Annotated in this window: 23 protein-coding genes; 11 read left to right on the forward strand and 12 right to left on the reverse strand. The window is 65.1% G+C overall.

Annotation, left to right across the window (positions count from 1 at the left end; genetic code table 11):
• Positions 1-114: 114 nt before the first annotated feature.
• A complete protein-coding gene (locus GSQ89_RS01240; RefSeq protein ID WP_158921197.1) occupies positions 115-1,110 on the reverse strand; it encodes an NAD(P)H-quinone oxidoreductase in 996 nt (331 codons plus the stop codon).
• A gap of 135 nt (positions 1,111-1,245) precedes the next feature.
• On the opposite strand from GSQ89_RS01240, the gene GSQ89_RS01245 reads away from it, so the two are divergent.
• From GSQ89_RS01245 to GSQ89_RS01265, 5 genes are all read left to right on the forward strand, one after another.
• A complete protein-coding gene (locus GSQ89_RS01245) occupies positions 1,246-2,439 on the forward strand; it encodes an SMP-30/gluconolactonase/LRE family protein (protein ID WP_158921199.1) in 1,194 nt (397 codons plus the stop codon).
• A 213-nt stretch (positions 2,440-2,652) separates the two neighbouring features.
• Positions 2,653-3,354: a sulfotransferase family 2 domain-containing protein gene (locus GSQ89_RS01250; protein ID WP_158921201.1), complete on the forward strand. Its 702-nt coding sequence runs from the start codon at positions 2,653-2,655 to the stop codon at positions 3,352-3,354.
• A gap of 126 nt (positions 3,355-3,480) precedes the next feature.
• Positions 3,481-3,825 carry a hypothetical protein gene (locus GSQ89_RS01255; RefSeq protein ID WP_158921203.1) on the forward strand — a complete coding sequence of 115 codons (345 nt, stop codon included), beginning with the start codon at positions 3,481-3,483 and terminating at the stop codon, positions 3,823-3,825.
• Between the two features lies 1 nt (position 3,826).
• Positions 3,827-5,194, forward strand: a complete 1,368-nt coding sequence (locus GSQ89_RS38325) for a TIGR01777 family oxidoreductase (RefSeq protein WP_158921205.1) — start codon at positions 3,827-3,829, stop codon at positions 5,192-5,194.
• Positions 5,191-5,628, forward strand: a complete 438-nt coding sequence (locus GSQ89_RS01265) for a thiol-disulfide oxidoreductase DCC family protein (RefSeq protein WP_158921207.1) — start codon at positions 5,191-5,193, stop codon at positions 5,626-5,628. The genes GSQ89_RS38325 and GSQ89_RS01265 overlap by 4 nt, the downstream gene beginning before the upstream one ends.
• Here GSQ89_RS01265 and GSQ89_RS01270 read toward each other — a convergent pair.
• Complete coding sequence (locus GSQ89_RS01270) at positions 5,561-8,824, reverse strand: AIDA repeat-containing protein (protein ID WP_158921209.1); 3,264 nt, start codon at positions 8,822-8,824, stop codon at positions 5,561-5,563. The two genes, GSQ89_RS01265 and GSQ89_RS01270, sit on opposite strands and share 68 nt — an antisense overlap.
• 334 nt (positions 8,825-9,158) lie before the next feature.
• Between GSQ89_RS01270 and GSQ89_RS01275 the strand changes: the two genes are divergently transcribed.
• Complete coding sequence (locus GSQ89_RS01275) at positions 9,159-10,301, forward strand: amidohydrolase (protein ID WP_158921211.1); 1,143 nt, start codon at positions 9,159-9,161, stop codon at positions 10,299-10,301.
• Positions 10,302-10,465: 164 nt separating this feature from the next.
• Complete coding sequence (locus GSQ89_RS01280) at positions 10,466-10,864, forward strand: PPOX class F420-dependent oxidoreductase (RefSeq protein ID WP_158921213.1); 399 nt, start codon at positions 10,466-10,468, stop codon at positions 10,862-10,864.
• Positions 10,865-10,888: 24 nt separating this feature from the next.
• Here the strand turns inward: GSQ89_RS01280 and GSQ89_RS01285 are convergent, their stop codons facing one another.
• Positions 10,889-11,857: an aldo/keto reductase gene (locus tag GSQ89_RS01285; RefSeq protein WP_158921215.1), complete on the reverse strand. Its 969-nt coding sequence runs from the start codon at positions 11,855-11,857 to the stop codon at positions 10,889-10,891.
• A 130-nt stretch (positions 11,858-11,987) separates the two neighbouring features.
• Here GSQ89_RS01285 and GSQ89_RS01290 point away from each other — a divergent pair, with 130 nt between their 5' ends.
• The 3 genes from GSQ89_RS01290 to GSQ89_RS01300 are packed head-to-tail and all read left to right on the forward strand — an operon-like array spanning position 11,988 to position 15,023.
• On the forward strand, positions 11,988-12,671 hold the full coding sequence (locus tag GSQ89_RS01290) for a TVP38/TMEM64 family protein (protein ID WP_158921217.1): 684 nt from the start codon (positions 11,988-11,990) through the stop codon (positions 12,669-12,671).
• Entirely contained in the window at positions 12,664-14,076 is a 1,413-nt protein-coding gene (locus tag GSQ89_RS01295; protein WP_158921219.1) for an NAD(P)/FAD-dependent oxidoreductase, read from the forward strand. The genes GSQ89_RS01290 and GSQ89_RS01295 overlap by 8 nt, the downstream gene beginning before the upstream one ends.
• A 26-nt stretch (positions 14,077-14,102) precedes the next feature.
• Positions 14,103-15,023, forward strand: a complete 921-nt coding sequence (locus GSQ89_RS01300; protein ID WP_158921221.1) for a patatin-like phospholipase family protein — start codon at positions 14,103-14,105, stop codon at positions 15,021-15,023.
• A 4-nt stretch (positions 15,024-15,027) separates the two neighbouring features.
• On the opposite strand, the gene GSQ89_RS01305 is transcribed toward GSQ89_RS01300, so the two are convergent.
• From GSQ89_RS01305 to GSQ89_RS01325, 5 genes are all read right to left on the reverse strand, one after another.
• Complete coding sequence (locus tag GSQ89_RS01305) at positions 15,028-15,405, reverse strand: PilZ domain-containing protein (protein WP_158921223.1); 378 nt, start codon at positions 15,403-15,405, stop codon at positions 15,028-15,030.
• 598 nt (positions 15,406-16,003) lie between these two features.
• Positions 16,004-16,303: a 50S ribosomal protein L28 gene (gene rpmB / locus GSQ89_RS01310; RefSeq protein WP_158921225.1), complete on the reverse strand. Its 300-nt coding sequence runs from the start codon at positions 16,301-16,303 to the stop codon at positions 16,004-16,006.
• A 90-nt stretch (positions 16,304-16,393) separates the two neighbouring features.
• Complete coding sequence (locus tag GSQ89_RS01315) at positions 16,394-17,134, reverse strand: FkbM family methyltransferase (protein ID WP_158921227.1); 741 nt, start codon at positions 17,132-17,134, stop codon at positions 16,394-16,396.
• 207 nt (positions 17,135-17,341) lie between these two features.
• Entirely contained in the window at positions 17,342-17,590 is a 249-nt protein-coding gene (locus GSQ89_RS01320) for a hypothetical protein (RefSeq protein WP_158921228.1), read from the reverse strand.
• A gap of 44 nt (positions 17,591-17,634) precedes the next feature.
• Positions 17,635-19,491, reverse strand: a complete 1,857-nt coding sequence (locus GSQ89_RS01325) for an ABC transporter ATP-binding protein/permease (RefSeq protein WP_158921230.1) — start codon at positions 19,489-19,491, stop codon at positions 17,635-17,637.
• Positions 19,492-19,536: 45 nt separating this feature from the next.
• Here GSQ89_RS01325 and GSQ89_RS01330 point away from each other — a divergent pair, with 45 nt between their 5' ends.
• On the forward strand, positions 19,537-20,382 hold the full coding sequence (locus GSQ89_RS01330; RefSeq protein WP_158921232.1) for an NUDIX hydrolase family protein: 846 nt from the start codon (positions 19,537-19,539) through the stop codon (positions 20,380-20,382).
• A gap of 255 nt (positions 20,383-20,637) precedes the next feature.
• On the opposite strand, the gene GSQ89_RS01335 is transcribed toward GSQ89_RS01330, so the two are convergent.
• The 4 genes from GSQ89_RS01335 to hisS form a co-directional block, all read right to left on the reverse strand.
• The gene (locus GSQ89_RS01335; protein WP_158921234.1) at positions 20,638-21,159 is read right to left on the reverse strand and encodes a DUF4167 domain-containing protein; all 522 of its coding nucleotides are present in this window, start codon (positions 21,157-21,159) and stop codon (positions 20,638-20,640) included.
• A gap of 226 nt (positions 21,160-21,385) precedes the next feature.
• A complete protein-coding gene (prmC, locus tag GSQ89_RS01340; protein WP_254073026.1) occupies positions 21,386-22,243 on the reverse strand; it encodes a peptide chain release factor N(5)-glutamine methyltransferase in 858 nt (285 codons plus the stop codon).
• A gap of 130 nt (positions 22,244-22,373) precedes the next feature.
• Positions 22,374-23,429 carry a peptide chain release factor 1 gene (gene prfA, locus GSQ89_RS01345; RefSeq protein WP_158921236.1) on the reverse strand — a complete coding sequence of 352 codons (1,056 nt, stop codon included), beginning with the start codon at positions 23,427-23,429 and terminating at the stop codon, positions 22,374-22,376.
• Positions 23,426-24,661: a histidine--tRNA ligase gene (gene hisS, locus GSQ89_RS01350; protein ID WP_158921238.1), complete on the reverse strand. Its 1,236-nt coding sequence runs from the start codon at positions 24,659-24,661 to the stop codon at positions 23,426-23,428. The genes prfA and hisS overlap by 4 nt, the downstream gene beginning before the upstream one ends.
• Between the last annotated feature and the right edge of the window lie 341 nt (positions 24,662-25,002).

Consider the following 25,002-nt stretch of genomic DNA (forward strand, 5'->3'; position numbering starts at 1 on the left):
CCCGATGAGGAAACCAGCGACTGGAGAGCCGTGTGCGGGAAAACCGCACGCACGGTTCGGAGGGCGGGGAGGAAACTTCCCGACCCCTATCGGGCGGCTTTCCGCTTCAGGCGATCACCCCACCGACAGCATGATCTTGCCGATATGCTGGCTGGATTCCATCAGCCGATGCGCCTCGGCCGCCTGCGCCAGCGGGAACGTCGCGTGGATCACCGGCGGGCAGCGTCCGGCGTCCAGCACCGGCCAGACTTTGTCCCGCAGCTCCGCGGCGATGGCGCCTTTCTGCGCGGTGGTACGCGGCCGCATGGTCGACCCGGTGATGGTCAGCCGCCGCACCATGACTTGCACGAAATCGAAGTCCTGCACCTTCGACCCCTGCAGGAACGCGATCAGCACCAGGCGTCCGTCCATGCCCAGGCTGCGGATGTTGCGCGCCATATACGGGCCGCCGACCATGTCGAGCACCACATTGACGCCGCGGCCCTCGGTCAGCGTCTTCACCTCGGCGGCGAAGTCCTGGGTGCGGTAGTTGATCGCGGCGTCGGCGCCCAGCCGCAGGCAGGCGGCGCATTTATCGTCCGATCCCGCAGTGGCGAAGACACGGGCGCCAAACTCGTGAGCCAACTGGATCGCCGTGACGCCGATCCCGCTGGTGCCACCATGCAGCAGCACCGTCTCGCCCTTGGCCAGCCGGCCGCGTTGGAACAAATTCGCCCACACCGTGAACGCGGTCTCCGGCAAGGCACCGGCCTTGATCGCATCGTAGCCCGTTGGCCAGGGCAGGCACTGCGCGGCGGGCACGGCGCAGTACTCCGCGTAACCGCCGCCATTGGCCAGCGCGCAGACCCGGTCGCCGACAGCCAGGCCGGTGACCTGATCGCCGATCGCCGCGACCTCACCGGCGACTTCCAGGCCCAGGATCGGGCTGGCGCCGGGCGGCGGCGGATAGCTGCCCTGCCGCTGCGCCACGTCCGGCCGGTTCACCCCGGCGGCGTGGACACGGATCAGCACCTCGTCCGGCTTCGGAACCGGCACCGGACCGGTGGCAAGCCCGAGGACCTCCGGCCCACCGGCTCCGTTGGCTTGAACATAGGTCATGGTGTTCGGCATCGGCGATCCTCCAGCCGTGGTTCTAGCCGCGTCAAGCCCCGGCGCAAAGGTAACGAGGCGTTGTTCTGACGGTAGCCGGTGGTGGGTGTAGTATCGGCTCGTCCGCAAGGACCAAGAGAAACGGAGGAAATCATCATGCAAACGCATGTTCGCGGCATCGCACGCCGCGGGGTCATCGCCGGCGCCGGCATGGTCGCCGCATTCGGCGCCAAAGCACAAACCCACACCGATGCCACGGCAACGCCGCCCAGCGTCATCACCAACCCGCCGCGGCAATGGGGACGGCACGCGCCGCCGGACATCTTTCCCGATCCCGACATCATCATCATCGATCCGGCGTTCAAGCGGCTGCTGCTGGGCATCACCGCGATCCGCCGCGTCGCCACCGGGTTCAAATGGGCCGAGGGTCCCGCCTGGTCCAGCGAGGGCCAATATCTGGTGTTCAGCGACGTGCAAGCCAACATCCAGTACCGCTACGTCTGGGAAACCGGCCAGGTCAGCCGCTTCCGTGATCCGTCCTACAACAGTAATGGCAACTCCTTCGACTTCGAGGGCCGCCAGCTCTCCACCCAGGATTTCAACCGCCGGGTGATCCGGTGGGAGCATGACGGCACCATGACCGTCATCGCCGACAACTATCAGGGCAAGGGGCTGAACTCGCCCAACGATCTGGTGCCGCATCCCGACGGCAGCATCTGGTTCACCGACCCACCGTACGGCGACACCCTGTCCGAGGGCCACCCCGACGACGCCGGCGGGTCCGCAAACCCCACCGGAAAGCTGAACCCTCGTATCGGCGCACCCGACGCCGGGGTGATCGGCGGCAAGAAGCGTGAGACGCCCAACACCGTCTATCGCTGGGACCCGTCCGGCCGCCTGGATGTGGTGGTGACAGAGGACCAGTTGCCCGATCCGAACGGCATCTGCTTCTCCCCCGACTACAAGACGCTGTACGTCATCAGCACCGGCAAGGGGCCGGGCGACACCGGGCCAGGCGGCACCGGCGCCGTGTTCGCCTTCGACGTGCAGGGCGACAAACTGAGCGGCATGCGGCGGTTCACCGACATGATGATCGACGGCGTGCATTGCGGCCCCGACGGCATGCGGGCGGACGTGTTCGGCAATCTGTGGATCAGCTCCAACACCGTGCTAGGCTATGCCGGTGTGGTGGTGTTCACGCCGGACGGCAAGCCGCTGGGCCGCATCCGCCTGCCCGAGGTGTGCGCCAACATGTCGTTCGGCGGTCCGAAGCGGAACATGCTGTTCATGTGCGCCAGCCAGTCGTTGTACCTGCTGCAGGTGCAGACCCAGGGGGCTGCGCCGGGGTAGGGCCAAGGGCGGGGACCACCAACCGGCCCCCAGCGGAATCTTTCATTGCCCCTCCGTCATGGCCGGGCGAAGTCCCGTCCATCCGCGCTTCATCCGTCTGTGCGAAGATGGCTGGGACACGCCCAGCCATGACGGTAAGCGTGCGCCGGCAACGCCCCCTTGCACCCCACCACACCACGCGCTTCAAACCCGGGCCCGCATGGAGCCCACCAGGTGATCGTCTCGCACGCCAACCGGTTCATCTTCTTTCACAACCCGAAATGCGCCGGCACCAGCTTCCGCGACATGCTGAAGCCGTACCACGACGACCCGTTCACCTTCTGGGGCATCTTCCACGCGCCCTACTTCCGAAACGATATCGACCACACGCATCTGCGGCTGTGGGAAATGCAAGCCCAGTTCCCGAAGATTTTCGCCTGCACCGACACCTACAACTCCGTCATCTTCGTGCGCGATCCCTACGCCCGCTTCCTGTCGGCAGTAAACGAGCACGTAAAGAAATTCCAACCCCAGATCGACCTCGCAACAATGCCCGCCGCCAGGCGTGTCGAGGTGGTCGAGGCGCTGATCCAGAAACTCCTCTCCATCGCCAACATCATGACCAACTGGCGGTTCATCCATTTCTCACCGCAGCTTTGGTATCTCCGTCTCGGTGACCGAACGGTGCCGCGCCATATCATTCCGATGGGTGACGACGACACGTTTGTGCGGGAAGCGCTGACGGTCCTGGGACTGCCGGACCTGCCGATGCAGCACCACAATCCGTCTCCAATCGACCTGACCCCGGCACTGGCATCGCCGATCGTCACCAAATTCGTACGCGAATTCTACGCCGACGACTTCGCCTTCCTGCGTTCGGATGAACGGCTGACCGGCCTGACAACACCGCTTACACAGCATCATCAAAATTCGTAAACCTGGTATACAGCCCCGCGCAGCTTTTGCAGAATTAATCACAATATATCAATGCATTACGAGAATGGCCATCGCTGGCACGGTTCATGAACCTCCTTCGCCGCAACAACCCGAAGGAGATGGATCATGCTGGACTGGACACAACTCGGCATCGCCTGGGGCCTCACGCTGGGGCTTACACTCATCGTCGCCGCCTTCATGCAGTGGCCGCTCTATGCGGTGCTGCAACTCGTCTGCGGCACCGGCGTCGGCGCCAGGTTCTGGACCATCTTTTCCAGCCTCATGATCGTGGTCGGCCCATTGTTCCTGGTCTCGATCGGCGCGCTCGGGACCTGCAGCCTGGCGGAGTTCGTCCGGCGCGCCATGGTCATGATCTCGCTAGGACTGATCGTTACCGTCACCCTCATGGGTTTCGCGGTCTGGAGCGCGACACGGACCATAACGTCCGCCTCGACCGTGGCCGCCGAATAACATGACCGCCGTTCTCATCATGCTGACCATCCTGGGTCTCGTCGGCTGGGCGATCCGTCAAAACGTGCCGATATGGCAACGGAACCCGATGCGGCAGGGTGACAGCGCCGCGCCGAAAACCGTGCTGGTAACCGGCGCCACCGGCTTCATCGGCCGAGCGCTGGTTCGCACGCTGGTCGCTCGCGGCGATCGGGTAGTGGCGCTGACCCGCCACCCGGCCAAGACGCGCGACCTGTTCGGACCGCTGGTCGAGGTGGTGGATCGGCTCGACGTTCTGCCGGCGGCGCGGCGTATCGACGCGATCGTCAATCTCGCCGGCGAACCGCTGGCCGGCCGTTGGACGGCGGCCCGCAAGCGGCGCGCCCTCGCCAGCCGCCTCGGCGTCACCGAGGCGGTGCTGACGCTGGTGCGGCGCCTCGAAACCAGGCCCGCCGTGCTGATCAACGGCGACACGGTGCTGACCGAGGCCAGCGCGCCACGCCGGGTCTTCATGTCCGATCTCTGCCGGCTTTGGGAGGAACGCGCCGAACAGGCAACCACCTTGGGCGTCCGGGTCTGCAGCCTCCGGATCGGCCTCGTTCTCGGAACCGACGGCGGGGCGATGCGCCCACTGGCGCTTGCCACACGCTGCGGAGCCGGAATGGTCATGGGCAGCGGTCGACAGATCGTGTCGTGGATCCACCGCGACGACCTGGTTGGTTTGACGCTGCTCGCCCTCGACCGCAGCGACATGACCGGCCCGATCAATGCCGTCGCACCGAACCCGGTTTCGCACCGAGCCTTCATGCGCCAGCTCGGTTCGGCGTTGCACCGTCCGGTCCTGTTGTCCGTGCCCGCGCCGCTGCTGCGCCTGGTCATGGGCGAAATGGCCGGCCTGTTCCTGACGAGCCAGCGCATCGTGCCGGCAGCGGCACAGGCCGCCGGGTTTGCGTTCGCCTTTCCGACGATCGACCAAGCGTTCGCCGATCTTTATGGGGTGTCGGCCGATACGCAGGGGTTGGCGGTTTACATGAACGAAGCCTGTCCAGTGTGCCGTGTGGAGATGGAGCACTACGAGGGCATGCGCACCGAGGCCGCCTGCCCGATCGCATTCCAACGCATCGGCAACGATCCCACCGGCCTCGGGACTTACGGCCTGACCACCGAAGATTTGCGCCGCCGGCTGTATGTCCGCGACGTTGATGGTCGGGTGTTCAGCGGGGTCGATGCCTTCGCTGCCCTGTGGCGCACCTTGCCGCGCTATCGCTGGGCCAGCCGCCTGATAGGACTACCAGGTGTCCACGCGTTCAGCGATATGATCTATGAGGGGATGTGCGTCCCCATCCTGGCGGCATGGAACCGGCACAGAGCATTGTGGGCGCGGTCATGATCGAAGACGGCCCGTTGGTCCTGTTCGACGGAGTCTGCAACCTGTGCAGCGGCTGCGTGCGGTTCCTGTCGCCACGCGATCGCACCGGTCGGCTGCGTTTCGCGCCGATCCAGGATGCGGTCGGTCAGGCGATCCTGTGGCGCCACAACCTGCCGCCCCAGGACTGGGATAGCTTCGTCTTCCTGGATGAAGGACAGGTCTACCTGAAATCGACGGCCGTATTCAGGATCGTCCGCTTCATGCGCTGGCCATGGACGATGCTGGCGGCCCTCCAGGTGCTACCGAGGCCAGTCACCGATTGGGTCTACGACCGGGTCGCCCGCAACCGTTACGCCATGTTCGGCCGGCGAACGACATGCATGCTGGCTATGCCGCCGCCCACCTGCGGACCGGATCCTGGCCAAGCGGATAATCCAATGTTCCCGCCAGCATGATTTCCAGCAGACAAGGTTCGGCGACCAGCACGGGAAGGATCGCATCTCCGTCGGTCCAGCGCCGCATCGCGCCGCCGTCGTCCTCGACATCCCACCACCCTGCCGACAGATCGGTGGAATCCAGCGGAATGCACTGAACCAGCAGTCCGGCAGTCACCGTCAGCGCGCCGATCCTGACCCCCAGGCGACGCCGATCCCCGATCCACGGCCGCATCGCCGACGGATCGGCCGAACGAGACCGCAACCGCAACGGTCCCTCGGTTCGCGGCACCAGGAACGTATAACGCACCGCATCAGCCGACACCGGGTGGATCGTCCGTCCATCCACGACGATGCAAAGGTCGGGATCGGCTGTGACATCGGGTTGCGCCGGCAGTTCCAGGCCCAGTTGCACCGAACGCATCGCCAGGCGGCGCCAGACCGGTTCGACCTCGGCCGGCGAGTCCACGAACCGCCGGCAGGACACCGCCTCACGCTGCCGCTGCCCGGCGCCGCAATTGGGATGCAGGATCATCGGCACATCGGCGTTCTCGAACAGGCCGCGATTGCCGGTATCGAGGTAGCTTTCCGCCGGCAGCGCCTCGGCCAGCAGGATGTCGTGGGTGTCCAGCTCGATATGATAGTACGTCACGGATCGGCAATTCGTTTCCTGCGCGATGCTGGCGCCGTTGACCAGCAGCCTGGCGGGGATCAGCCCGTCGTCGATCAGCAGCGCATGGTCCGGCGACACCATCAGGTCGCGGGCCGGCATCCCGTCCGCGATCGCATCGGTCCGGATCAGGATCGGCCGCACCTGCCGAGGCATCGGATGGCGCAACAAATCCATATGCCGGCGGCCGATCCAACGGATGGGCCGAACGGCACCGGACAGCGTGACGACATGGTCGCCGATCCGCAAATCCTCGATCGGACGTTCGCCGCGATCGGTCAGGATCAGCGTGCCGCCCGCATAGCAAGCCGGTTCGTTCAGCGTGACCAGCGTTCCGGAGCCACTAGAATCCGGCGCCACCGTGAACGTATCGCCAGTGTAATCGCCCACCAAAGCCTGTGAGTAAAGCAGCGTGCCGACGCTGTCGGTGACGTCCAGGTCATTGGTCGTCGGGTCCACCGTCGCCGTATCGCCCGTCGCGTAGGTCACGCTCGTCAGATCGATCGCGCCGCCGAAATTCAGCGTCGTGTCGGTGGCCGAACCCGAACCCGAAATGACCTCGAAGCTGCCACTGTCCACAGTCGTGTCGAACGCCGAGGCGCCGGCGGACAGCACCTCGAAGCCGCCATTGCTGACAGTCGTATCGATCGTCCTGCCGCCGGAGGACACCAACTGCGAGCCGTCGCTGCTGATCTCCGTGAAGACGGCCGAACCGCTGTTGCGTACATATTGCGTGCCGCCACTGCTGACAGTGGTGCTGATCGTCTGGGCGCCGGCGTTCAGGCCCTCGCCGCCGCTGTTCAACACCACCGTGTCGGAGGTTGTGCCGCCTTCCAGGATCGCCAGAGTGCCGCCGCTGCTCACCACCGTATTGCTGGCAGTGGCATCGCCGTAGACAAGCTCATTGCCGCCGCTGCTGACCACCGTGCCGCTCGCGGTGCCCCCGGACGACACCAGTTCAAAACCGTCATTGGTCAACACCGTGGCGGTCGTCGTGCCGCCGGCGTAGACGTGCTGATCGCCGCCGCTGCTCACCATCGTGCCGATGGCCGAACCGCTGGCCGACACAAGTTGGGACCCGTCGTTGAGCAACGTGGTGGAGATCGTCGTGCCACCCGAGGATACCGTTTGGATGCCGCCACTGCTGACCGTGGTAAAACTGGCCGATCCACCGACGGACACGACCTCGATGCCGCCGTTGCTCACCGCCGTGAAAGACGTCGTGCCGCCCGAGGACACCGGCAGGTTGCCGCCGCTGACAACCTTCGTGTCGCTGGCGGTGCCGCCCGAGTAGACATACTCGAAGCCGCCGCTGCTGACCGTGGTGTCGCTGGTCGACCCGCCGGACACCACGCCCTCATTACCGCTGCTGTTCACCGTGGTGCTGATCGCCGCCCCACCCGAGTGCACGAACTGGGTGCCGCCGCTGTCCACCGTGGCACTGAAGGCCGATCCACCCTTGGACACGTACTGGGTGGCACCCGTGCTGACCACCGTGTCGCTCGCGACGGCGGCGGAGTAGACGTATTCGGAACCGCCGGTTTTCAGCGTGGTGCTGATCGCGGTGCCGCTGAAGACCAGATACTGGTTGCCGCCCCGGCTGACGGTGGTGAAGCTCGCCGAACCGCCGGAGTGCACGGTCTGGGTGCCGCCGTTGTTGACGACCGCGCCGGTGGCCGAACCTTTGGAGAAGACGAATTGGGTGGCGCCGAGGTCCACGAAGGTGCCGCTGGCGACACCGCCGGACAGCACGCTCTGGTCGCCACCATCCAACGCGACGTTGCTCGTCGTGCCGAAGACAGCCTGGCCGCCGCCTGTATCGACAACACCATTTTTTTCGGCGCCGCCGAAGTAGACGTTCTCGGTGCCGGTGCCTTCGACCGTGGTGGCACTTGCGGTCCCACCGGAGAAGACATCTTCGCTGCCGCCCGAGCCCACCGACGTCAGGATCGCCAGGCCGCCGGAGGACACGCTTTCGAAGCCGCCACTGCTCACCAACGCTCCAGCTGCGGTGCCGCTGGACATCACGATCAGGTCGCCGCCGGCGCTGACGACGGTTTCGCCCGCCGTCCCGCCCGACAGCACGGTTTCGAAGCCGCCGGCGCTGACCGTGGTGCTGACCGTCTCGCCGCCGGAGTGGACGAACTGCGTGCCGCTGGTCACCTGCGTGAACAGCGCCGAACCACCATGGGACACGTATTGGGTGCCGCCGGTTAGCACGGTCGTGGAGGTCGTCTCGCCGCCCGAGTAGACATATTCCTGACCGCCGTTGCTGACGACAGTGGAGAGCGCCGAACCGTTCACGCCCGCGACGCCGCCGTTGCTGATCACGGTGCTGGTCGTGGTGCCGCCGTGCAGCAGAGCTTCGGTGCCGCCGGTGCTGATCGTCGTGAAGGTCGCGGAACCGCCGGCGGATATATACGCGAAGGCGCCGTTGCTGATCGTGGTGCTGGTCGCGGTGCCGCTGGACAGCACGTCCAGCACGTCGCCGGCCGACAGTGCGAGGCCGGTGCTGGTGACGCCGGACGTTACGGAGGTGGTTGCCACGGACTGCCTGCCTTCGTTGCGGGTTATTGATTATGCGTCAGGTTCAACGCGCCACGATGGATCCGCCACCGGTTCGGACAGTACGGCCGTATTCACCCAGCGAAATCGGCCCCCGTGCCATGGTGTATCCAATAAAAACCCGGCAATGAAAACCCTGCTCGAATGGGTAATGTTGGGATCGCGGATCACTGGTATAGTGCAACGTCCGGGTTCGGGGCGGCGGGTGAGATGAAGGAAGGCCAAGGCGCTGCCCCTCGCCTTACTTCACCTCACTCGATTGCCCCCACCGCCGCGACAAGCTACGAATCCGGTTTCGCGGTGGACCGGAATCGACATGGACCAAACCCTGCACGACAGGCTGACCGGATGGCGACGTCATCTGCACGCGAATCCCGAACTCACCCTGCATGAGCGGCAGACCGCCGCGTTCGTCCGGGATCGGTTGACCGAACTCGGCATTCCGTTCGTCGCCGGCGTCGGCGGCAACGGCGTCGTCGCAACGATCAACCGGGGGCAGTCCAACCGCTCCGTCGGGTTGCGCGCCGACATGGATGCGCTGCCGATCGTGGAAACCAGCGGCGTGCCATATGCGTCCACCAACCCGGGCGTCATGCACGCCTGCGGGCATGACGGGCACACCACGTCCCTGCTGGGCGCCGCGGCGCTGCTCGCAGCCGACCCGGCGTGGTCCGGCACCGTCCAACTGGTGTTTCAGCCGGCGGAGGAAGGCGGCGGCGGCGCCAGGAGCATGATCGCCGACGGCCTGTTCGAACGCTTCCCGATGGAGCGCATCTTCGGCTACCACAACTGGCCAGGGCTGGACGCCGGCACGGTCGCCGTACACGACCGAGCGGTGATGGCGGGCGGCAACCGGGTGACATTCACGATTACTGGCAGTGGTGGCCACGCCGCGCTGCCGCACCTGACGCCGGACCCGACGGTAGCCGCCGCTCACCTGCTGCTGGCGCTGCAATCGATCGCCTCCCGTTCGATCGATCCGCTGGACAGCGTGGTGATCACCATCGGGGTGATGCAGGCCGGGTCCGCTGCCAACCAGATCCCGCGCGACGCGGTCATGCGCGGCACCATGCGTTTCCTGCGTGAGGAGGTGCGTGACGTGGTGGAGCCGGCGATCCGCCGCATCGCCGAGGGCGTGGCCCGTAGCTTCGACGTCGACATCGGCGTCGACATGCCGCGTGGCAATTCGGTGACCGCCAACACGCCGGTCGAACGCGATCTGGCGGCCGAGGCGGTGGTTTCGGCTGGCCTGACGCTGCGCCGCGACATGGCCCCGGCGATGACCGGCGAGGATTTCGCCTGGTATCTGCAACGGCGGCCCGGCGCCTTCGTGTGGATCGGCAACGGTTCGGCCGACGGCGGGCGCGAACTGCACAACGCCAACTACGATTTCAATGATGCGATCCTGCCGGCGGCATCGGGATATCTGGCGTCGGTCGCCAAACAGGCTTTGCGTTAGGCCACCCGCCGTTTCAGCCCCATGGGTCTGACGGTGCGCTGATCGCACGTCCCGAAGCCGCCCCAACCCCAGCATTTTGGGGCACGAATTCACAAGTTTGTACTTGCCCGGCGGCGCTTCGTACCAACATCCCAATTACCGCCAACAAAACTGAGGACGACCCCATGGCTGATATTCCCGCCGGCTTTCTCGATCTTTTGACCCAGAAGAAGGCTTTCGCCAACATCGCCACGCTGCAGCCGGATGGGTCACCGCAGGTGACGCCGGTGTGGTTCGACTACACCAACGGCGTGGTTCGGGTGAACACCACCACGGGCCGGGTCAAGGGCCGGAATCTGTCAGTTGGGTCCAAGGTGGCGCTGTCGATCCTCGATCCGGACAACCCATACCGCTACATCCAGATCCGCGGTGCGGTCTCGAACAAAACCACCGACGGTGCCGTGGCGCATATCGACAGCCTGGCGAAGAAGTACCTCGATAAGGACGTGTATCCCTGGCACAGCGCCAAGGACACACGGGTGATCTACGAGATTACGCCGGCCGCTACCCAGACTATGGGGTAGGTCGTTCTTGGGCCGTGACGGCCGCTACCCGCGCCGGACGCTGGCGTCGATACGAGCGACCAGGTCGGCGGGCAGCGGGCCAGCCGTGGCGGCGGCGACGCAGCCGGCCAGTTCGTCGCGGTTCTTGACGCCCAGCACCAGCGTGTCGATCGGCAGGCCCAGCGCGTAGCGATGCGCGACGATCGCCGGGTCCTCGCCGATTTCGGCGCACAGCGCGCGAAAGCCAGCGGCGATGCCATAATCCCGCACCTCCGGATGATCCGCCGGCAACGCTCGGTCGATCGCGGCGGTCAGCGCGCCGGCCTGCACCGCTCTGATGCCCATCACCCCGACGCCATTGGCCCGAGCGGAGGCCATGACCGCACGCGGCTTGGCGGGGCCGTCGTAGAATTTCAGCCCGCCCGGCGAGTCCAGCAGATTGGCGATGCATTGCACCGCCGCCGGCTTCGGGTCCTCCGCCAGCACCTCGATAATCGCATCGGGGTGGCCGATCCCGGTCAGCCCCCAAGCGCCGATCACGCCCTCGGCCTTCAGTTTCTCAAACACCGGCCGCACATGGGACCGGAACAGCGACAGTGCGGTGAAGCGGCTGGCATCGGCCGCGTCCCACATCTTGTGCCCGTCCGGCACCAGGTTGGAGTGCAGGAAGAAGATATCCAGCTTATCCCGCTGCAGCAGCCGCAGGCTGGTCTCGATGGACTGGCGCAGTATGCGTTCCACCCGGTCCGGGGCGGGATTGCCCAGGTTGCACTTGCTGGTGATGCGCAATCCCGCCGGCAAGCGGCCGCCGAACGCCTCACCGACAACCCGCTCCGCTTTGCCGTCGCCGTACCGAGGCGCCAGGTCCAGCAGGTTGATGCCGGCGGCGACGGCGGCGTGGGCGGTGGCGACGCATTCGTCGAACGTCGTCTGTCCCCACAGCATGCCCAGCCCGCCGCCGCCAAGGGTCAAGGTGGAGACGGGGAACAGGGAACCGAATGAGTGTTGCTGCATGTCAGTGGGCTCCGATAGGATTTTCCTGATCAGTCGCAGGTCGCGGCGGAATGGTCCAGAGCAGCGGACATCCATATCTCGACAGATTTTCACGCGACAACACGCCGGCACAGCGCCATATGTCCGCCGTATGCGCCGTATCCTGCCGTTGCTCGTTCTGATCGCCCTCGCCGTCGCGGCATTCGTGCTGCTGCACGGGGTCGGTTGGGACGATCTGGCGCGCCACCAGGGGGAGCTGAAGGACTGGGTCTCGGCACACCCGATCGCTTCGGTCGCACTGTATCTAGCCGTCTACATCGCCACGGTGGCGTTGTCGCTGCCGCAGGCAGCGCTGGTGACGGTGTCCGGCGGGTTCCTGTTCGGTGCCGTGCTGGGCACCATGCTGACGGTAATCGGGGCCACGACCGGCGCGACGATCCTGGTGGTGGTGGTCCGGTCCGCGTTCGCGCAGTTGCTGGACCGCAACCGCCATCGCATTCCCCAGCGTGTGCAGGTCCGGCTGGCGCGTGACGGGTTCAGCTATCTTCTGGCGATCCGCTTGGTGCCGCTGTTTCCGTTCTGGATCGTCAACCTCGCTTGCGTGGTCGTCGGCGTTCGTCTGACGGTGTTCGTGCCGGCGACGCTGCTGGGTATCATTCCGGTCAGTTTCATACTCAGCTCGATCGGTTCCGGTCTCGGCACCATCCTGGCGCAGGGCCACAAGCCCGACCTGTCCGTGCTGTTTTCGCCGCATATCCTGCTGCCACTGCTCGCCCTGGCGGTGGTGTCGCTGCTGCCCTCGCTGCTGCGCCGCCGGCCCAACGCCGGTGTCTGACTTCGACCTGATCGTCATCGGTGCCGGCGCCGCCGGGCTGTCAGTCGCGGCCGGAGCAGCGCAACTCGGCGTGTCCGTGGCGCTGATCGAGCGGGCCCGCATGGGCGGCGACTGCCTCAACACCGGTTGCGTCCCCAGCAAGGCCCTGCTGGCCGCCGCGCATGCCGCCCGCTCCATACGGCAAGCCGCCCGTTTCGGCGTGTTGGCCGACCCGCCGGCGATCGACTGGGATCGCGTGCGGACCCATGTGCAAGGCGTGATCGAGGACATCGCGCCAGTCGATTCCGAACCCCGCTTCCGCGCCCTGGGCGCGACCGTGCTGCGCGGCGAAGCCCGCTTCACCGATCCGGCAACGATTTCCGTCGATGGCCGCACCCTGATCGCTCGCCGCTACGTCATCGCCGCCGGCAGCCGAGCGGCGGTGCCGCCGATCGAGGGACTGGATCAAATCCCGTACTGGACCAACGATTCTCTTTTCGATCTGATCGAAAAGCCGGACCACCTGCTGATCCTGGGCGGCGGCCCGATCGGGCTGGAGATGGCAGACGCCTTCAACGGCCTAGGATGCCGCGTCACCGTCATCGAGGCCAACCGCATCGCAGCCAGGGAAGACCCGGAACTGGCCGACGGCCTGCGCCGCACCCTGACCACAAGAGGGGTGGCGATCCGGGAGGGCGTCAAGGTGACCGCTGTCGCGCCAGGACCGGTGCTGTCGCTGGCCGACGGCACGCGGATCGAGGGCTCCCATCTGCTGATCGCGACCGGCCGCACACCCAATCTGGCGGCGCTGAACCTGGCTGCCGGCAACATCCAGGCGGGGCCGGCAGGGATCGCAACCGACCGGGGCCTGCGCAGCCTGACCAATAAACGGGTGTTCGCAGTCGGGGACATCGCCGATCCCGCCGGCATCGGACCGCGCGCGTTCACTCATGTCGGGTCGTACCACGCCGGCCTCATCATTCGCCGGCTGCTGTTCCGCCTGCCCGCCAAGGTCGATTACGCGGCGCTGCCCCGCGTCACCTACACCGATCCCGAACTGGCACAGACCGGTCTGACCGAGGCCGAGGCCGTCACCGGCGGCCTGGACGTCCAGGTGCTGCGCTGGCCGCTGAGCGACAACGACCGCGCCGTGGCGGAGCGGGACACTGCCGGCCTGGCCAAACTGGTCGTTCACCGCAACCGGGTGGTCGGCGCCGGCATCCTGGCGCCACACGCGGGCGAAATGATCAGCCAATGGACATTGGCCGTCGCCCAACGGACAAAACTATCCGCCCTGGCCGGTCTTATCATCCCCTATCCGACTCGCGCCGAGGCCGCCAAGCGCGCGGTGGGTAGTTATTTCGCGCCAAAGCTGTTCTCTGCGCGTACCAAAACGCTGGTTCGCCTTCTGTCCCGGTTGCCTTGACCGCCGGCTTCACCCAGCCTTCCGCCATGGCGGGGAAACAGACGGACGGTCGAATCGCGCTGGCCCTGCAAGGCGGCGGCTCCCACGGGGCATTCACCTGGGGTGTCGTGGATCGGTTGCTGGAGGACGGGCAGCGGATCGACTCGATCTGCGGCGTTTCCTCCGGTGCGATGATCGGCGTCATGGTAACGCAAGGCCTGGTGCAGGACGGCCCCGCCGGTGCTCGTGCGGCGATGCGGCGGCTGTGGCAGCGCGTGGCGGACGCACATGCGCTGAGCCCGCTGCAGGCCGCGCCGCTGGAGCGATGGCTGTCGGGCGGCTGGGACCTGTCCAATTCGATGCTGTGGCAGGGCATGGAAGTGGCGATGCGGATGTTCAGTCCAGCGCAGATCAACCCGTTCGGCCACAATCCGCTGCGCGCGCTGCTGGAGGACCTGGTCGAGCCACACTTGCTGACCGATCCCAGGGCGCCTCGGCTGACGGTCGCGGCAACCGACGTCCAGACCGGGCGGGCGGTGTTCTTCGACAATACAGCGATCGACGTGGACGTGCTGTGCGCCTCGGCCTGCCTGCCGTTCGTTTTCCCGGCGGTGCAGATCAAGGGACGGGCCTATTGGGACGGCGGCTATGCCGGCAACCCGCCGCTGGCACCGCTGCTGCGGCCCGACCCACCGGCCGAACTGATCCTGGTGCGGGCGCAGGCGGCCCACCGTTCGGGCGTGCCGGCAACACCGACGGAAATCACCAACCGGCTGAATGAGATCGCATGCCAGAACGTGCTGGACGCCGAACTGGCGGCGCTGCCGGCGTCGGTGAAGCTGCGCACCTACCACGCCGATGATGCGCTGCTGCATCTGCCAATCTCCTCCAAGATGAATGGCGAGGCGGCATTCCTGCGGGAACTGTTCGAAGGCGGTCGCGCTGCAGCCGGGAAACCCGCTCCCTGATCCGCTAGGCCGTGGCCCGATCCCCCGGGCACGCGGCATGCAGTAATTGGCTGAGCGCGGGGTCCGCGCTGGACGCCGGATCGAAGGCCATCGCCGCATCCACGCCACCTGCGCGCAAGATCGTGCCGTCGAGGCGGAGGGCGCTGTCAGGCAGTTCCAGGATGACCCGGCTTCCTGGGGTCAGGGCATTGTCGGTGCGAAATTTCGCTCCGCCGATGGACAGATTGGTCACCTGAACCGGCCGCGGGTCGGTGGGAAGGTCGATCATATGAAGCAGGGCGGCGTGAACCTCCGGCCGACATGCGCGCCGGCGGACGCCGTGATCGCCGGTTTCCATCTCCTCCGCTTCGGCATCCAGATCGAGTGCAACTTCCAGCAACATTCGCGAAAGCCGAACATCGTCTCCGGACTGAGCCAATTCGCGAGCGCGAGCGGCCCTTTGCCTGAAGTGGATAGCGTCCAAAGCGACCTCCTGCTCAGCTCGCGAAGTGCGACTACCCGGAATGCACCGCGATTACGCCATGGCCAACGGCTGGTATTTTCATCGAGCAGATCGGGTACTTTTCCGCTCGACCCCACGATAAGGGCCATGTTTGCGGCATTCCACCCCTTTAGGCGAAGCATAATATCGCGCGTGCGGAACATAATTTCGTGAGTGAGGACGCGGAGGGGCCGTGAGAGCGGTCGTTTGACAGTTTTGCAACCCGGAGTAGTTTAATATTACGGGAGATTACCTATGCGCCGAAAGGGTCGTCGCGAAGCGATAAAATGCGGCGAAAATTGACGTGCCTTGGGAGAAGGCGGCGAGGCCCGCCTGCATCAGGCGCACGCGCATCGTCATAGCCAAGTAAGTACTAGCCATCCGTGCTTCATCGACCAGCGCGGAGACGGCCGGGGATACACCCGGCCGTGACGGTGAGAGAAACCAGGCCGAGGGCAGGCCCTGGCAGCGGATATGCCGCCACCGAACCGTCGTGCGATCAGGCGGCGGCGTTGCGCTTCAGTTGGGCCTTCTCGATCCGGCGCTTCAGCGTCTTGCCCTCGATTGTCAATTTGGTGTTCGGCGTGCCCAGCAGGAACGCATCGATACCGCCGTTATGCTCGACCGTGCGGATGGCGCGGGTGGACATACGCATGCGGACTTCGTGGCCCAGGATGTCGGACAACAGCGACGTCACCTGCAGGTTGGGCAGGAAACGGCGACGGGTCTTGTTGTTGGCGTGGCTGACATTGTTGCCAGACAAAACGCCCTTACCCGTGATTTCACAGCGACGCGACATCGCACTTAATTCCTCGGTACATATTCAGAAGGCGCGGGTTATGGCGATACCCGCCCCCCGCGTCAAGGAAGTCCGGACAGGATTCGTCGGTCATGCGGAATTGGCGACACTATTGGGAAGCCAGACGATGTCGCCCTCCACCGGTTCGCCGGGGCAGGGGACAAAACCCCCGTTGCCTTCCAGCAGCCGATACGGCGCATATCCAAGTCCGGTCATCCGTTCCCAAAGCCCGTCCAACGACGCCCCCGCCCGCAACAGAAAAAAGGCATTCATCTCCAGCAGGATCGCCGGCTTGTGCTTTTCGATCGTGTCGGTCCCGCCCGCGATCAGAGCGGCTTCGAAGCCTTCGATGTCCGCCTTGATCAGGTGCAGTGCGGGAAAGTCGATGCTGCGAGCCATCTCGTCGAGCGTCAGGATGGCCACGGGTTCCACTATCGATGGCCTCGCCAACGCCGAAAACGTCGCCAGCCCGTAGCCCAGATCGCCGCGGCGCTTGATCGGCGTGCGGATCATGGCCATCGCGACCTGGTCGCCCAGCCCCGCCGCCACGACCAGGACATTTCGCGTGCCGCGAAGCCAAAGGGCCACTCTCAGAATCGAGCGTGCATAACCGCTCGGTTCGACGGCGATGACCAGGCCGTCGGGTGCCATGCCTGCAAGCAACCGCGTAAACTGGCCGCCATGGGCACCGACGTCGATGGCGATGCCGTCGCGCGGCAAATAGCGGGCGATGAACGGCCGCCAGTGGCCGTGATCCTGCCGGGTCAGCGCCTTCCAAACGTGGACGAACCAGCCCACACTAGGTTTAAACCGATAGTAGTTGTCCGGCACGCGGGCGCTCCCTGATACTCTGGACAGGACCGGGCGCCGTTGGCCAGGTCGCATGCCGTTCAGCAAATTTTTGCTTAGAGCGCGATCGTCTGAAGTTGATCAACCTCAGACGTCAATCACCCTCTCAAACAAAGAGGCTCTTTGTTTTCAGTGGCCTGCCGATCCCAGAAATCCGTCGCAGAATGCGACGAACTCTGGGGCAGGACACTAGGTCCCGTTCATATCCTGATGCTCGCGCAATTCGCCCGATCGGACGCTGGCGATCGCGTTGGTCAGGATGCCGATGATCGCGTCGTCCGACATGGAGCGGGCCAGCAGGGCCATCGATCCGCCCAGGAGCGCCGAGGCGATGGCCAGTGAGCTGAGGTTCTGCCCCATCATGTATTCGATCGCCTTGTCGACCACTGCGCCGGCATGGCTGAGGTGGGCAGGGGGTGGGTTCGGATCGTCGGGCATGGCAGTGTCCTCCTTGGAAGTGTGTGTCACGGCCGGCCTGCCGGCTAGCCGGCCGGTTCCAGGTCGTGTTCGGTGGCTTGCAGTGCCCACATCCTGGCGTACAGGCCATCCTGCGCGAGCAATGCGACGTGGGTGCCGCGTTCGGCCACAGCACCATCCTGTAGGACGATGATCTCGTCCGCATCAACCACGGTGGACAGGCGGTGGGCGATCACCAGTGTGGTACGGCGGTGCGACACCGCCCGTAGCGCTGTCTGAATCTCCTGCTCCGTTCGGCTGTCCAGCGCGCTTGTGGCCTCATCCAAAATCAGGATGCGCGGGTCCTTCAGGATGGTGCGGGCGATGGCGACCCTCTGCTTCTCGCCGCCCGACAGTTTCAGGCCGCGCTCCCCCACCCTTGTGTCGTAGCCCTCGGGCAATTTCAGGACGAAATCATGGACCTGGGCGCTTTTGGCGGCCTGCTCGATCTCAACCTGGGACGCACCAGGATGACCGTAACCGATATTGTAGCGGATGGTGTCATTGAACAGCACGGTGTCCTGCGGCACGACGCCGATGGCAGTCCGCAGGCTGTCCTGGGTCACGTCGCGGATGTCCTGGCCGTCGATCAGGATGCGTCCGCCGGTCGCGTCGTAGAAACGGAACAGCAGTCGGCTGATGGTGGACTTGCCGGCCCCGGTGGGACCAACGATCGCCAGCTTGCCGCCAGCGGGAACGCTGAAATCGATGCCCTTCAATATCGTCCGGTTGGACTGGTAGCCGAAACGGACGTTTTCGAAGACGACGTCACCGGCGGAGCCTTCCGACAGATGCGCCGTCAGCACCTTGGCACCGGGTTTGTCGACGATCTCACGCTGGACCCGCAGCAGGGCAAACATCTGCTCCATATCCACCAGCCCCTGCTTGATGGTCATGTAGACCACCCCGAGGAAGTTCAGCGGCTGGTAAAGTTGCATCAGATAGGTGTTCACCACGACGAACTTGCCGACGGTCATGGTGCCGTCGCGCATGCCCGATGCTGCCAGCAGCATGATCAGGGTCAGTCCGATCGCGATGATCGCCGCCTGGCCCAGGTTCAGCATGTTCAGCGACACCTGGACGCGCACGGCAGCGCGTTCGTAGCGGGCGAGGGCATGGTCGTAGCGCTGTGCCTCATGCTCCTCATTGCCGAAATATTTGACCGTTTCGTAGTTGATCAGGCTGTCCAGCGACTTGGTGGACGCATCGTTGTCGGTGTCGTTCATCGTCCGGCGATAGCGGCTTCGCTGGCCGGCCAGGATGGCGGTGAAGCCGACATAGACAATCACCGCGAGGCAGGTCACCGCCGCATAGCGCCAGTCGAACATGCGCCAGATGATGACGGTGACCATCACCAGTTCCAGCGCCGTCGGAACGACGTTGAACACGGCGAGCCGCAGCACCGATTGCATGCCCAGCACGCCGCGATCGATGACGCGGGACAGCCCGCCGGTCTGCCGGTCCAAATGGAAGCGCAGGCTAACGGCGTGCAGATGACGGAACGTACGCAGCGCCAGCAGCCGGACGGCCCGCTGCTGAACGGAGGCGAACAGCGCGTCGCGGATCTCGCCAAAGCCGGCCGAGGCCACGCGAATAGCCCCGTACGCCAGGATCAGCGCGACCGGGACGATAAACGCCACTGCTGCCGCGTCTTTCGGCGCCAGCGCATCGATGATTCGGCCATAGATCACCGGAACATAGACCGTGGCGACCTTGGACAGCACCATGAACACCAGCGCCACCACGACGCGGATGCGGGCACCCGGATTCCCGACCGGCCACAGATAGGGCAGCAAGGATACGATGGTCTGCAAAGTCGAGCGTTGCACACGAAGGGATGACGGCAGGTCCGCCGGTTTGGGAGGGTGGCTACTTCGTCTCATGCTGGGCATGTGGCATGATGCGGCGTCGTTTGAAAGGCGAAGCGCTTGCATCAGCATCGTGAGGACTCCGGATTTCAGCGTCATGTGCGAGCCTGCAACAATGCCGAACTGCCGGGCGAACGGATCCGGTTCCTGATCGGCGAGCAGCCGGTCGGCTGGGTCGCGGGTCACGTTGCCTCGGCGCTGGAGGGGATGGAGGCCGTGCGGTTCGGCGGCAACCAAATCACATTGACCGACCCGGTCGCGCTGCCATGGATCGCTCGGGATTTGTCCAACCGAGGCCTGTATCGCTGGCGTGATGAAGCGTTCGACGTCCGAGCTGCGCCAGATGGTCCGGCACTGACGCGGATCGACCGTGGCGCCATCCCGTCTTTTGGCATTCAGGCCGTGGGGGTTCACGTCAACGGCCTGGTGCGCGGGATGGATGGCCTGCATCTGTGGGTTGCGCGACGCGCCATGGACAAGCTGCTTGACCCCGGCAAGCTGGACCACATTGTCGCAGGTGGCGTCTCTGCCGGCCTGAATCCGGCGGAGACACTGGTGAAGGAAGCCGGGGAGGAAGCGGCGATTCCGCCCGAACTGGCCTCCACGGCGGTGCATGTCGGGACGATCGACTACGCGATGGAGCGGACGGAGGGGCTACGCCGCGATTGGCTGCACTGCTACGACCTGACGCTGCCGGAGACGTTCACGCCGAAAGCCACCGACGGCGAGGTGGAGGCATTCGAACTCTGGCCGCTCGGGCGGCTGTTTGAGACGGTGCGCGATACCGACGATTTCAAGTTCAACGTGAACCTGGTGCTGATCGACCTGTTCATCCGGCATGGGCTGATCGCCGGGCCGGAGGCCGAGGACCTGCGAACGGCGTTGGGCGCTGGTACCCCGAATTGAAGCCGGCGTCCCGCTGGCACCTGCCTGCCCATACGTGATCGGCGCTGACCCAAGGAGAAGACGATCTCCGGCCCATCGCGCAGGCCGTTCAGCCTAGCCTTGATGATCGGCGAAGTCGCCGCCTGACGTCATCGACTTGATGGTTCAGGCAGCACCAGGCTTCGATCGCAGTGCACATGCTCATGACGCGCGCCTGCCATTCTGATACGCGTCTCATGCGTTGCAATGTTGCCACCGAACGCAGTGGTGGCTTGGTCAGCCCTCGGGCGGGGCGGCGGCGATGGGGATTTCGCGGGCTTCCGGCTGGTCGCCCATGCCGGGTGTGCGCTGATCGATTCGCTGCTGATCGCCGTCTTCCTGGTCGCCCTGGCCTTCGTCATTGCCCTGGTAACCATCGCCCTGCTGATAGTTCCGGCGCTGGTTGCCCTGGGGGTGCTGTTGCTGTGGCACCTGACCGTTCGACTGGCCCTGTTGCTGGGCCTGGTTCATGGCATTTAGAATACGGAAGTAATGTTCCGCATGTTGGAAGAAGGCTTCCGCTGTCACCCGGTCTCCACTACTGGTCGCGTCGCGCCCTAGTTGGAGGTATTTTTCGAAAAGCTGCTGGGCGGTGCCGCGGATGCGGATTTCCGGTCCATTGCTATCGAAAACGTGGTTGCGATTGAGCGGAACATTGCCGCCCGAATGATGGCGGATCGTGCCACCCGATCCGCCGCCACCATTACCGCCACCACCGCCCGAGCGATGGTTACGGCCACGCATGCGTTTCATGTTCATACTGTTGCCGTCGTGCTTTCCCATTGTCGGTGGACCGGTGGGAATGTCGGGCGCCCTGAAAGAGCGTCCGCGGGGCAGTCCCTTGGCCAACCACGATCCATCGGCGTTGATGATGGCACGCGAAGGGTTCTTACACTCTGACCTTCGCGACCCAGGGCACCGCCACGCAGCGCCCCTGCCACTTGTTTACCGTACACGCGTCTCACGACCCTGCCAAACATTTTTTTCAGCAACGCAGCCATGTCAGGACGATCGCTCGGGGTATTCCCGCCAGATCGAGGCGAAGTGACGACGCGAACCCGGCTGCCTGCGCGAGACCGGTCACATGGCTGGCCTGTCCCTGGCCCAACTCCAGGATTGCCGAACCGTTCGGTTCGAGATGGCGGGTCAGGTTCGGCAGGATCATGCGATAGGCGTCGTATCCGTCCATACCACCGTCGAGAGCTGTCCTGGGTTCGTGGCGCGAGACCTCTGGCATCAGAGTTTCGATGGCGGCACTGGCGATATAGGGCGGATTGGAGACGATCAGGTCGAAGCGGCCGAACAGGGGATTGGTCCAATCGCTGGCAACGAAAGCGGCGCGATCGGCCAGACCAAGATCGATTGCGTTCCGTTTGGCCAAGGCGGCGGCTTCGGGGTTCAGATCGAGACCAATGCCGAAGGCGGATGGAAATTCTTTCAGCAACGCCAGCAGCAGGCAGCCGGAGCCGGTGCCGAGGTCGATAATTTTTCGCGGCGCCGGGTGGTCGGCGAAGGCGGCCAGGGCGGCCTCGATCAGGGTTTCCGAATCCGGCCGGGGAATCAGGGTGGCGGGGGACACATGGAAATCCAGACTCCAAAATTCACGGTGGCCGGTGATCAGGGCGAGCGGTTCCCGGGCGGTCCGGCGGTTTAGCAGGGTCTCGAAGACGGTGCGGTCCACTGTGCGCCTGAGTTCCCTGATCAGATCGTTTTGGGTCAGGCCGAGGGCATGGGCGAGGAGAATCCGAGCTTCGAGGCGCGGGTTGTCGGCGATCTGGTCCAGCCGAACGGCCCCGTCGGAGATGGCCCGGGCTATGGTGCTGGACATCAGGGCGGCGAGCATGAGAACGCGATCCGACCTTTGACCGTCCGCCCGTGGGTGGCCAGGACACGCCCGGCCATGACGGTGAGCGCGACGTCCGTCGGGTGCGTGGAGGCATGCGGTGGACGCAAGGCCATGATGGCTGAGAGCCTCATTCCTCCGCGGCCAGCCGGGCGGCCTGGTCTTCGGCTGTCAGGGCGTCGACGAACTCGTCCAAGTCGCCCTGCATGACACGGTCGATCTTATACAGCGTCAGGTTGATGCGGTGATCCGACACCCGGCCCTGGGGGAAATTGTAGGTGCGGATGCGTTCGCTGCGGTCGCCGGTGCCGACCTGGGATTTGCGGTCGGCGGACCGGGTGGCGGCGAGGCTGGACCGCTGCTGTTCGTAGATACGGGCGCGCAGGATCTTCATCGCCTTGGCGCGGTTCTTGTGCTGGCTGCGCTCTTCCTGCATCGCGACGATGGTGCCGGTGGGGATATGGGTGATGCGGACAGCGCTCTCCGTCTTGTTGACGTGCTGGCCGCCGGCGCCGGACGCGCGGTAGACGTCGATCTTCAGGTCGTCTTCGTTGATCTGGACGTCCACTTCCTCGGCTTCCGGCAGCACCGCGACGGTGACGGTGGAGGTATGGATGCGGCCCTGGCTTTCCGTCGCCGGCACGCGCTGCACCCGATGAACGCCGGACTCGTATTTCAAACGAGCAAACACGTTGCGGCCGGTGATTTCCGCGGTGGCATCCTTGATGCCGCCCAGGCCGGTGTCGCCGTAGTCCAGGATCTCGAACCGCCAGCCTTTGGCGTCGGCGTATCTCTGGTACATCGCGAACAACTCAGCGGCGAACAGCCCGGCTTCGTCACCGCCCGCCGCCGGCCGGATTTCCAGGATGGCGGAGCGGGCGTCGGCTTCGTCCTTCGGCAGCAGGGCCAACCGGATTTCGTGCTCCAGCGCCGGAATCTGCTCTTTCAGGTCGTATAGTTCGGCTTCGGCGAGATCCTTCATCTCGGGGTCGGCCAATAGGGTTTCCGCCTCGGACTGGGCGCGTTCGGCCGCCCGCAGGTCGCCAATGCGTGCAACGACCGGCTCAATGTCCGACAGTTCCTTGGAGGCTTTGACATAAGCCTCCCCGGAGATGCCCTCGGACAGCATCGCCCGCAATTCATCGGCTCGGGCGGCGATCCGGTCGAGCTTAAGCGCCAGGTTCATTTCAGCCGCGACGGAATATGGGCGAAGGGAACGGCTTCCTGGGTGCCGGAGGCGAGGTCTTTCACCTGGGCCACGCCATTGGCGATGTCGTCGTCACCCAGGATCACGGCGGCACGGGCGCCGGTGCGGTTGGCCCGCTCCATCCGGCGCTTGATGTTGCCCCGGTAGGACATTTCCGCGCGTATTCCGTTGGCGCGGAGGGATTGCATGACCTCGATGGCCACGGGTTCGGCGGCATCGCCGATGGGGATGACGGCGACGGGCGCGGGCGCGGGCGGTGGGGCGTCCATCAGCATGGACAGACGCTCGATCCCGGCGGCCAGGCCGACGGCAGGGGTCAGCGGGCCGCCCATCTCCGCCACCAGCCCGTCATAGCGGCCACCAGCCATCACCGTGCCCTGAGCGCCCAGCTTGGTGGTGACGAATTCGAACGCGGTGTGGCCGTAGTAGTCGAGGCCGCGGACGATCCGGGGATTTTCCACGAACGGGACACGGAACCGGACCAGGTGGTCCTTCAGTTTGTCGTAGAAGGCCTTGGCTGCGTCGGTCAGGTAGGGCGCGATGGTGGGGGCATCGGCGACGATGCGGCGATCGGCTTCATCCTTGCTGTCGAGGATGCGCATCGGGTTGCGGTCCAAGCGGTTCAGGCTGTCCTGCGACAGCGCGGCCTGGTGTTCGGTGAAGTAGGCGACTAGCGCGTCCCGGTAGGCGTCGCGGCTTTGCTTGTCGCCGAGGGTATTGAGTTCCAGCACCGTGTCGGTATCGACTTTCAGCGCCTTCAGGATGTCCCAGCCGCAGGCGATGACCTCGGCATCGGCCAGCGGTTCGGCGGGGCCGATCAGCTCGATATCGATTTGGTGGAACTGGCGGTAACGGCCTTTCTGCGGGCGTTCGTAGCGGAACATCGGCCCGGCCACGAACACCTTCTGCGGCAGCGACTGGGTCAGCCCGTTGGACACCAGCGCTCGGCACACCCCTGCGGTGGCCTCGGGACGCAGGGTGACGGAATCGCCGCCGCGATCCTGGAACGTGTACATCTCCTTGGTGACGACGTCCGACGTGTCGCCGAGGGTGCGGGAGAACACGTTGGTATCCTCAAAGATCGGCGTCTGCCATTCGTCGAAGCCATAGGTGGCGGCAACACGGCGGGCGGTGTCCACGACGCGTTGGAAGCGGCGTTGTTCCTCGCCGATCAGGTCATGGGTGCCGCGGGCGGGCTGGAGAGCGGTCAAGATCGTGGGTCCGTTGGTGAATGGACCTTTATATAGGGGAGGCGGGGTGGGAGGATAGTCGGGTTGGGGAGTGAGGGTCTGCGGCGATCAAGCCGGTCTAGACTTCGGTCAGGGCCGGATGCCGCGTGTGTCACGCGGTTGACCTGATCGGTCGCCGTTCGCTTGGGCCACCGGTGCCGGTCGCACTGTTGTGGGTTTCATTTGGATCCCTACTTCCCAGCAGAGACGGTCGCTCGCGCCTCGAGGCCGGACATTCGATCCTGAGAAAAGCGATTATTCGCGTGGGAGCAGTTGCACTCGGCAAGACAGGACTTGCCGAAACCTGTGCGGTGTTGCATCGA

This window comes from Acidisphaera sp. S103, assembly GCF_009765975.1.
GTDB lineage: Bacteria > Pseudomonadota > Alphaproteobacteria > Acetobacterales > Acetobacteraceae > Rhodopila.

Bases quoted from the DNA above. Each gene is read 5' to 3' on its own strand.
- GSQ89_RS01240 (WP_158921197.1), bottom strand. From the start codon at position 1,110: ATGCCGAACACCATGACCTATGTTCAAGCCAACGGAGCCGGTGGGCCG.
- GSQ89_RS01245 (WP_158921199.1), top strand. From the start codon at position 1,246: ATGCAAACGCATGTTCGCGGCATCGCACGCCGCGGGGTCATCGCCGGC.
- GSQ89_RS01255 (WP_158921203.1), top strand. From the start codon at position 3,481: ATGCTGGACTGGACACAACTCGGCATCGCCTGGGGCCTCACGCTGGGG.
- GSQ89_RS38325 (WP_158921205.1), top strand. From the start codon at position 3,827: ATGACCGCCGTTCTCATCATGCTGACCATCCTGGGTCTCGTCGGCTGG.
- GSQ89_RS01265 (WP_158921207.1), top strand. From the start codon at position 5,191: ATGATCGAAGACGGCCCGTTGGTCCTGTTCGACGGAGTCTGCAACCTG.
- GSQ89_RS01275 (WP_158921211.1), top strand. From the start codon at position 9,159: ATGGACCAAACCCTGCACGACAGGCTGACCGGATGGCGACGTCATCTG.
- GSQ89_RS01280 (WP_158921213.1), top strand. From the start codon at position 10,466: ATGGCTGATATTCCCGCCGGCTTTCTCGATCTTTTGACCCAGAAGAAG.
- GSQ89_RS01285 (WP_158921215.1), bottom strand. From the start codon at position 11,857: ATGCAGCAACACTCATTCGGTTCCCTGTTCCCCGTCTCCACCTTGACC.
- GSQ89_RS01290 (WP_158921217.1), top strand. From the start codon at position 11,988: ATGCGCCGTATCCTGCCGTTGCTCGTTCTGATCGCCCTCGCCGTCGCG.
- GSQ89_RS01300 (WP_158921221.1), top strand. From the start codon at position 14,103: ATGGCGGGGAAACAGACGGACGGTCGAATCGCGCTGGCCCTGCAAGGC.
- GSQ89_RS01305 (WP_158921223.1), bottom strand. From the start codon at position 15,405: ATGTTGCTGGAAGTTGCACTCGATCTGGATGCCGAAGCGGAGGAGATG.
- rpmB (WP_158921225.1), bottom strand. From the start codon at position 16,303: ATGTCGCGTCGCTGTGAAATCACGGGTAAGGGCGTTTTGTCTGGCAAC.
- GSQ89_RS01320 (WP_158921228.1), bottom strand. From the start codon at position 17,590: ATGCCCGACGATCCGAACCCACCCCCTGCCCACCTCAGCCATGCCGGC.
- GSQ89_RS01325 (WP_158921230.1), bottom strand. From the start codon at position 19,491: ATGAGACGAAGTAGCCACCCTCCCAAACCGGCGGACCTGCCGTCATCC.
- GSQ89_RS01335 (WP_158921234.1), bottom strand. From the start codon at position 21,159: ATGAACATGAAACGCATGCGTGGCCGTAACCATCGCTCGGGCGGTGGT.
- prmC (WP_254073026.1), bottom strand. From the start codon at position 22,243: ATGCTCGCCGCCCTGATGTCCAGCACCATAGCCCGGGCCATCTCCGAC.
- prfA (WP_158921236.1), bottom strand. From the start codon at position 23,429: ATGAACCTGGCGCTTAAGCTCGACCGGATCGCCGCCCGAGCCGATGAA.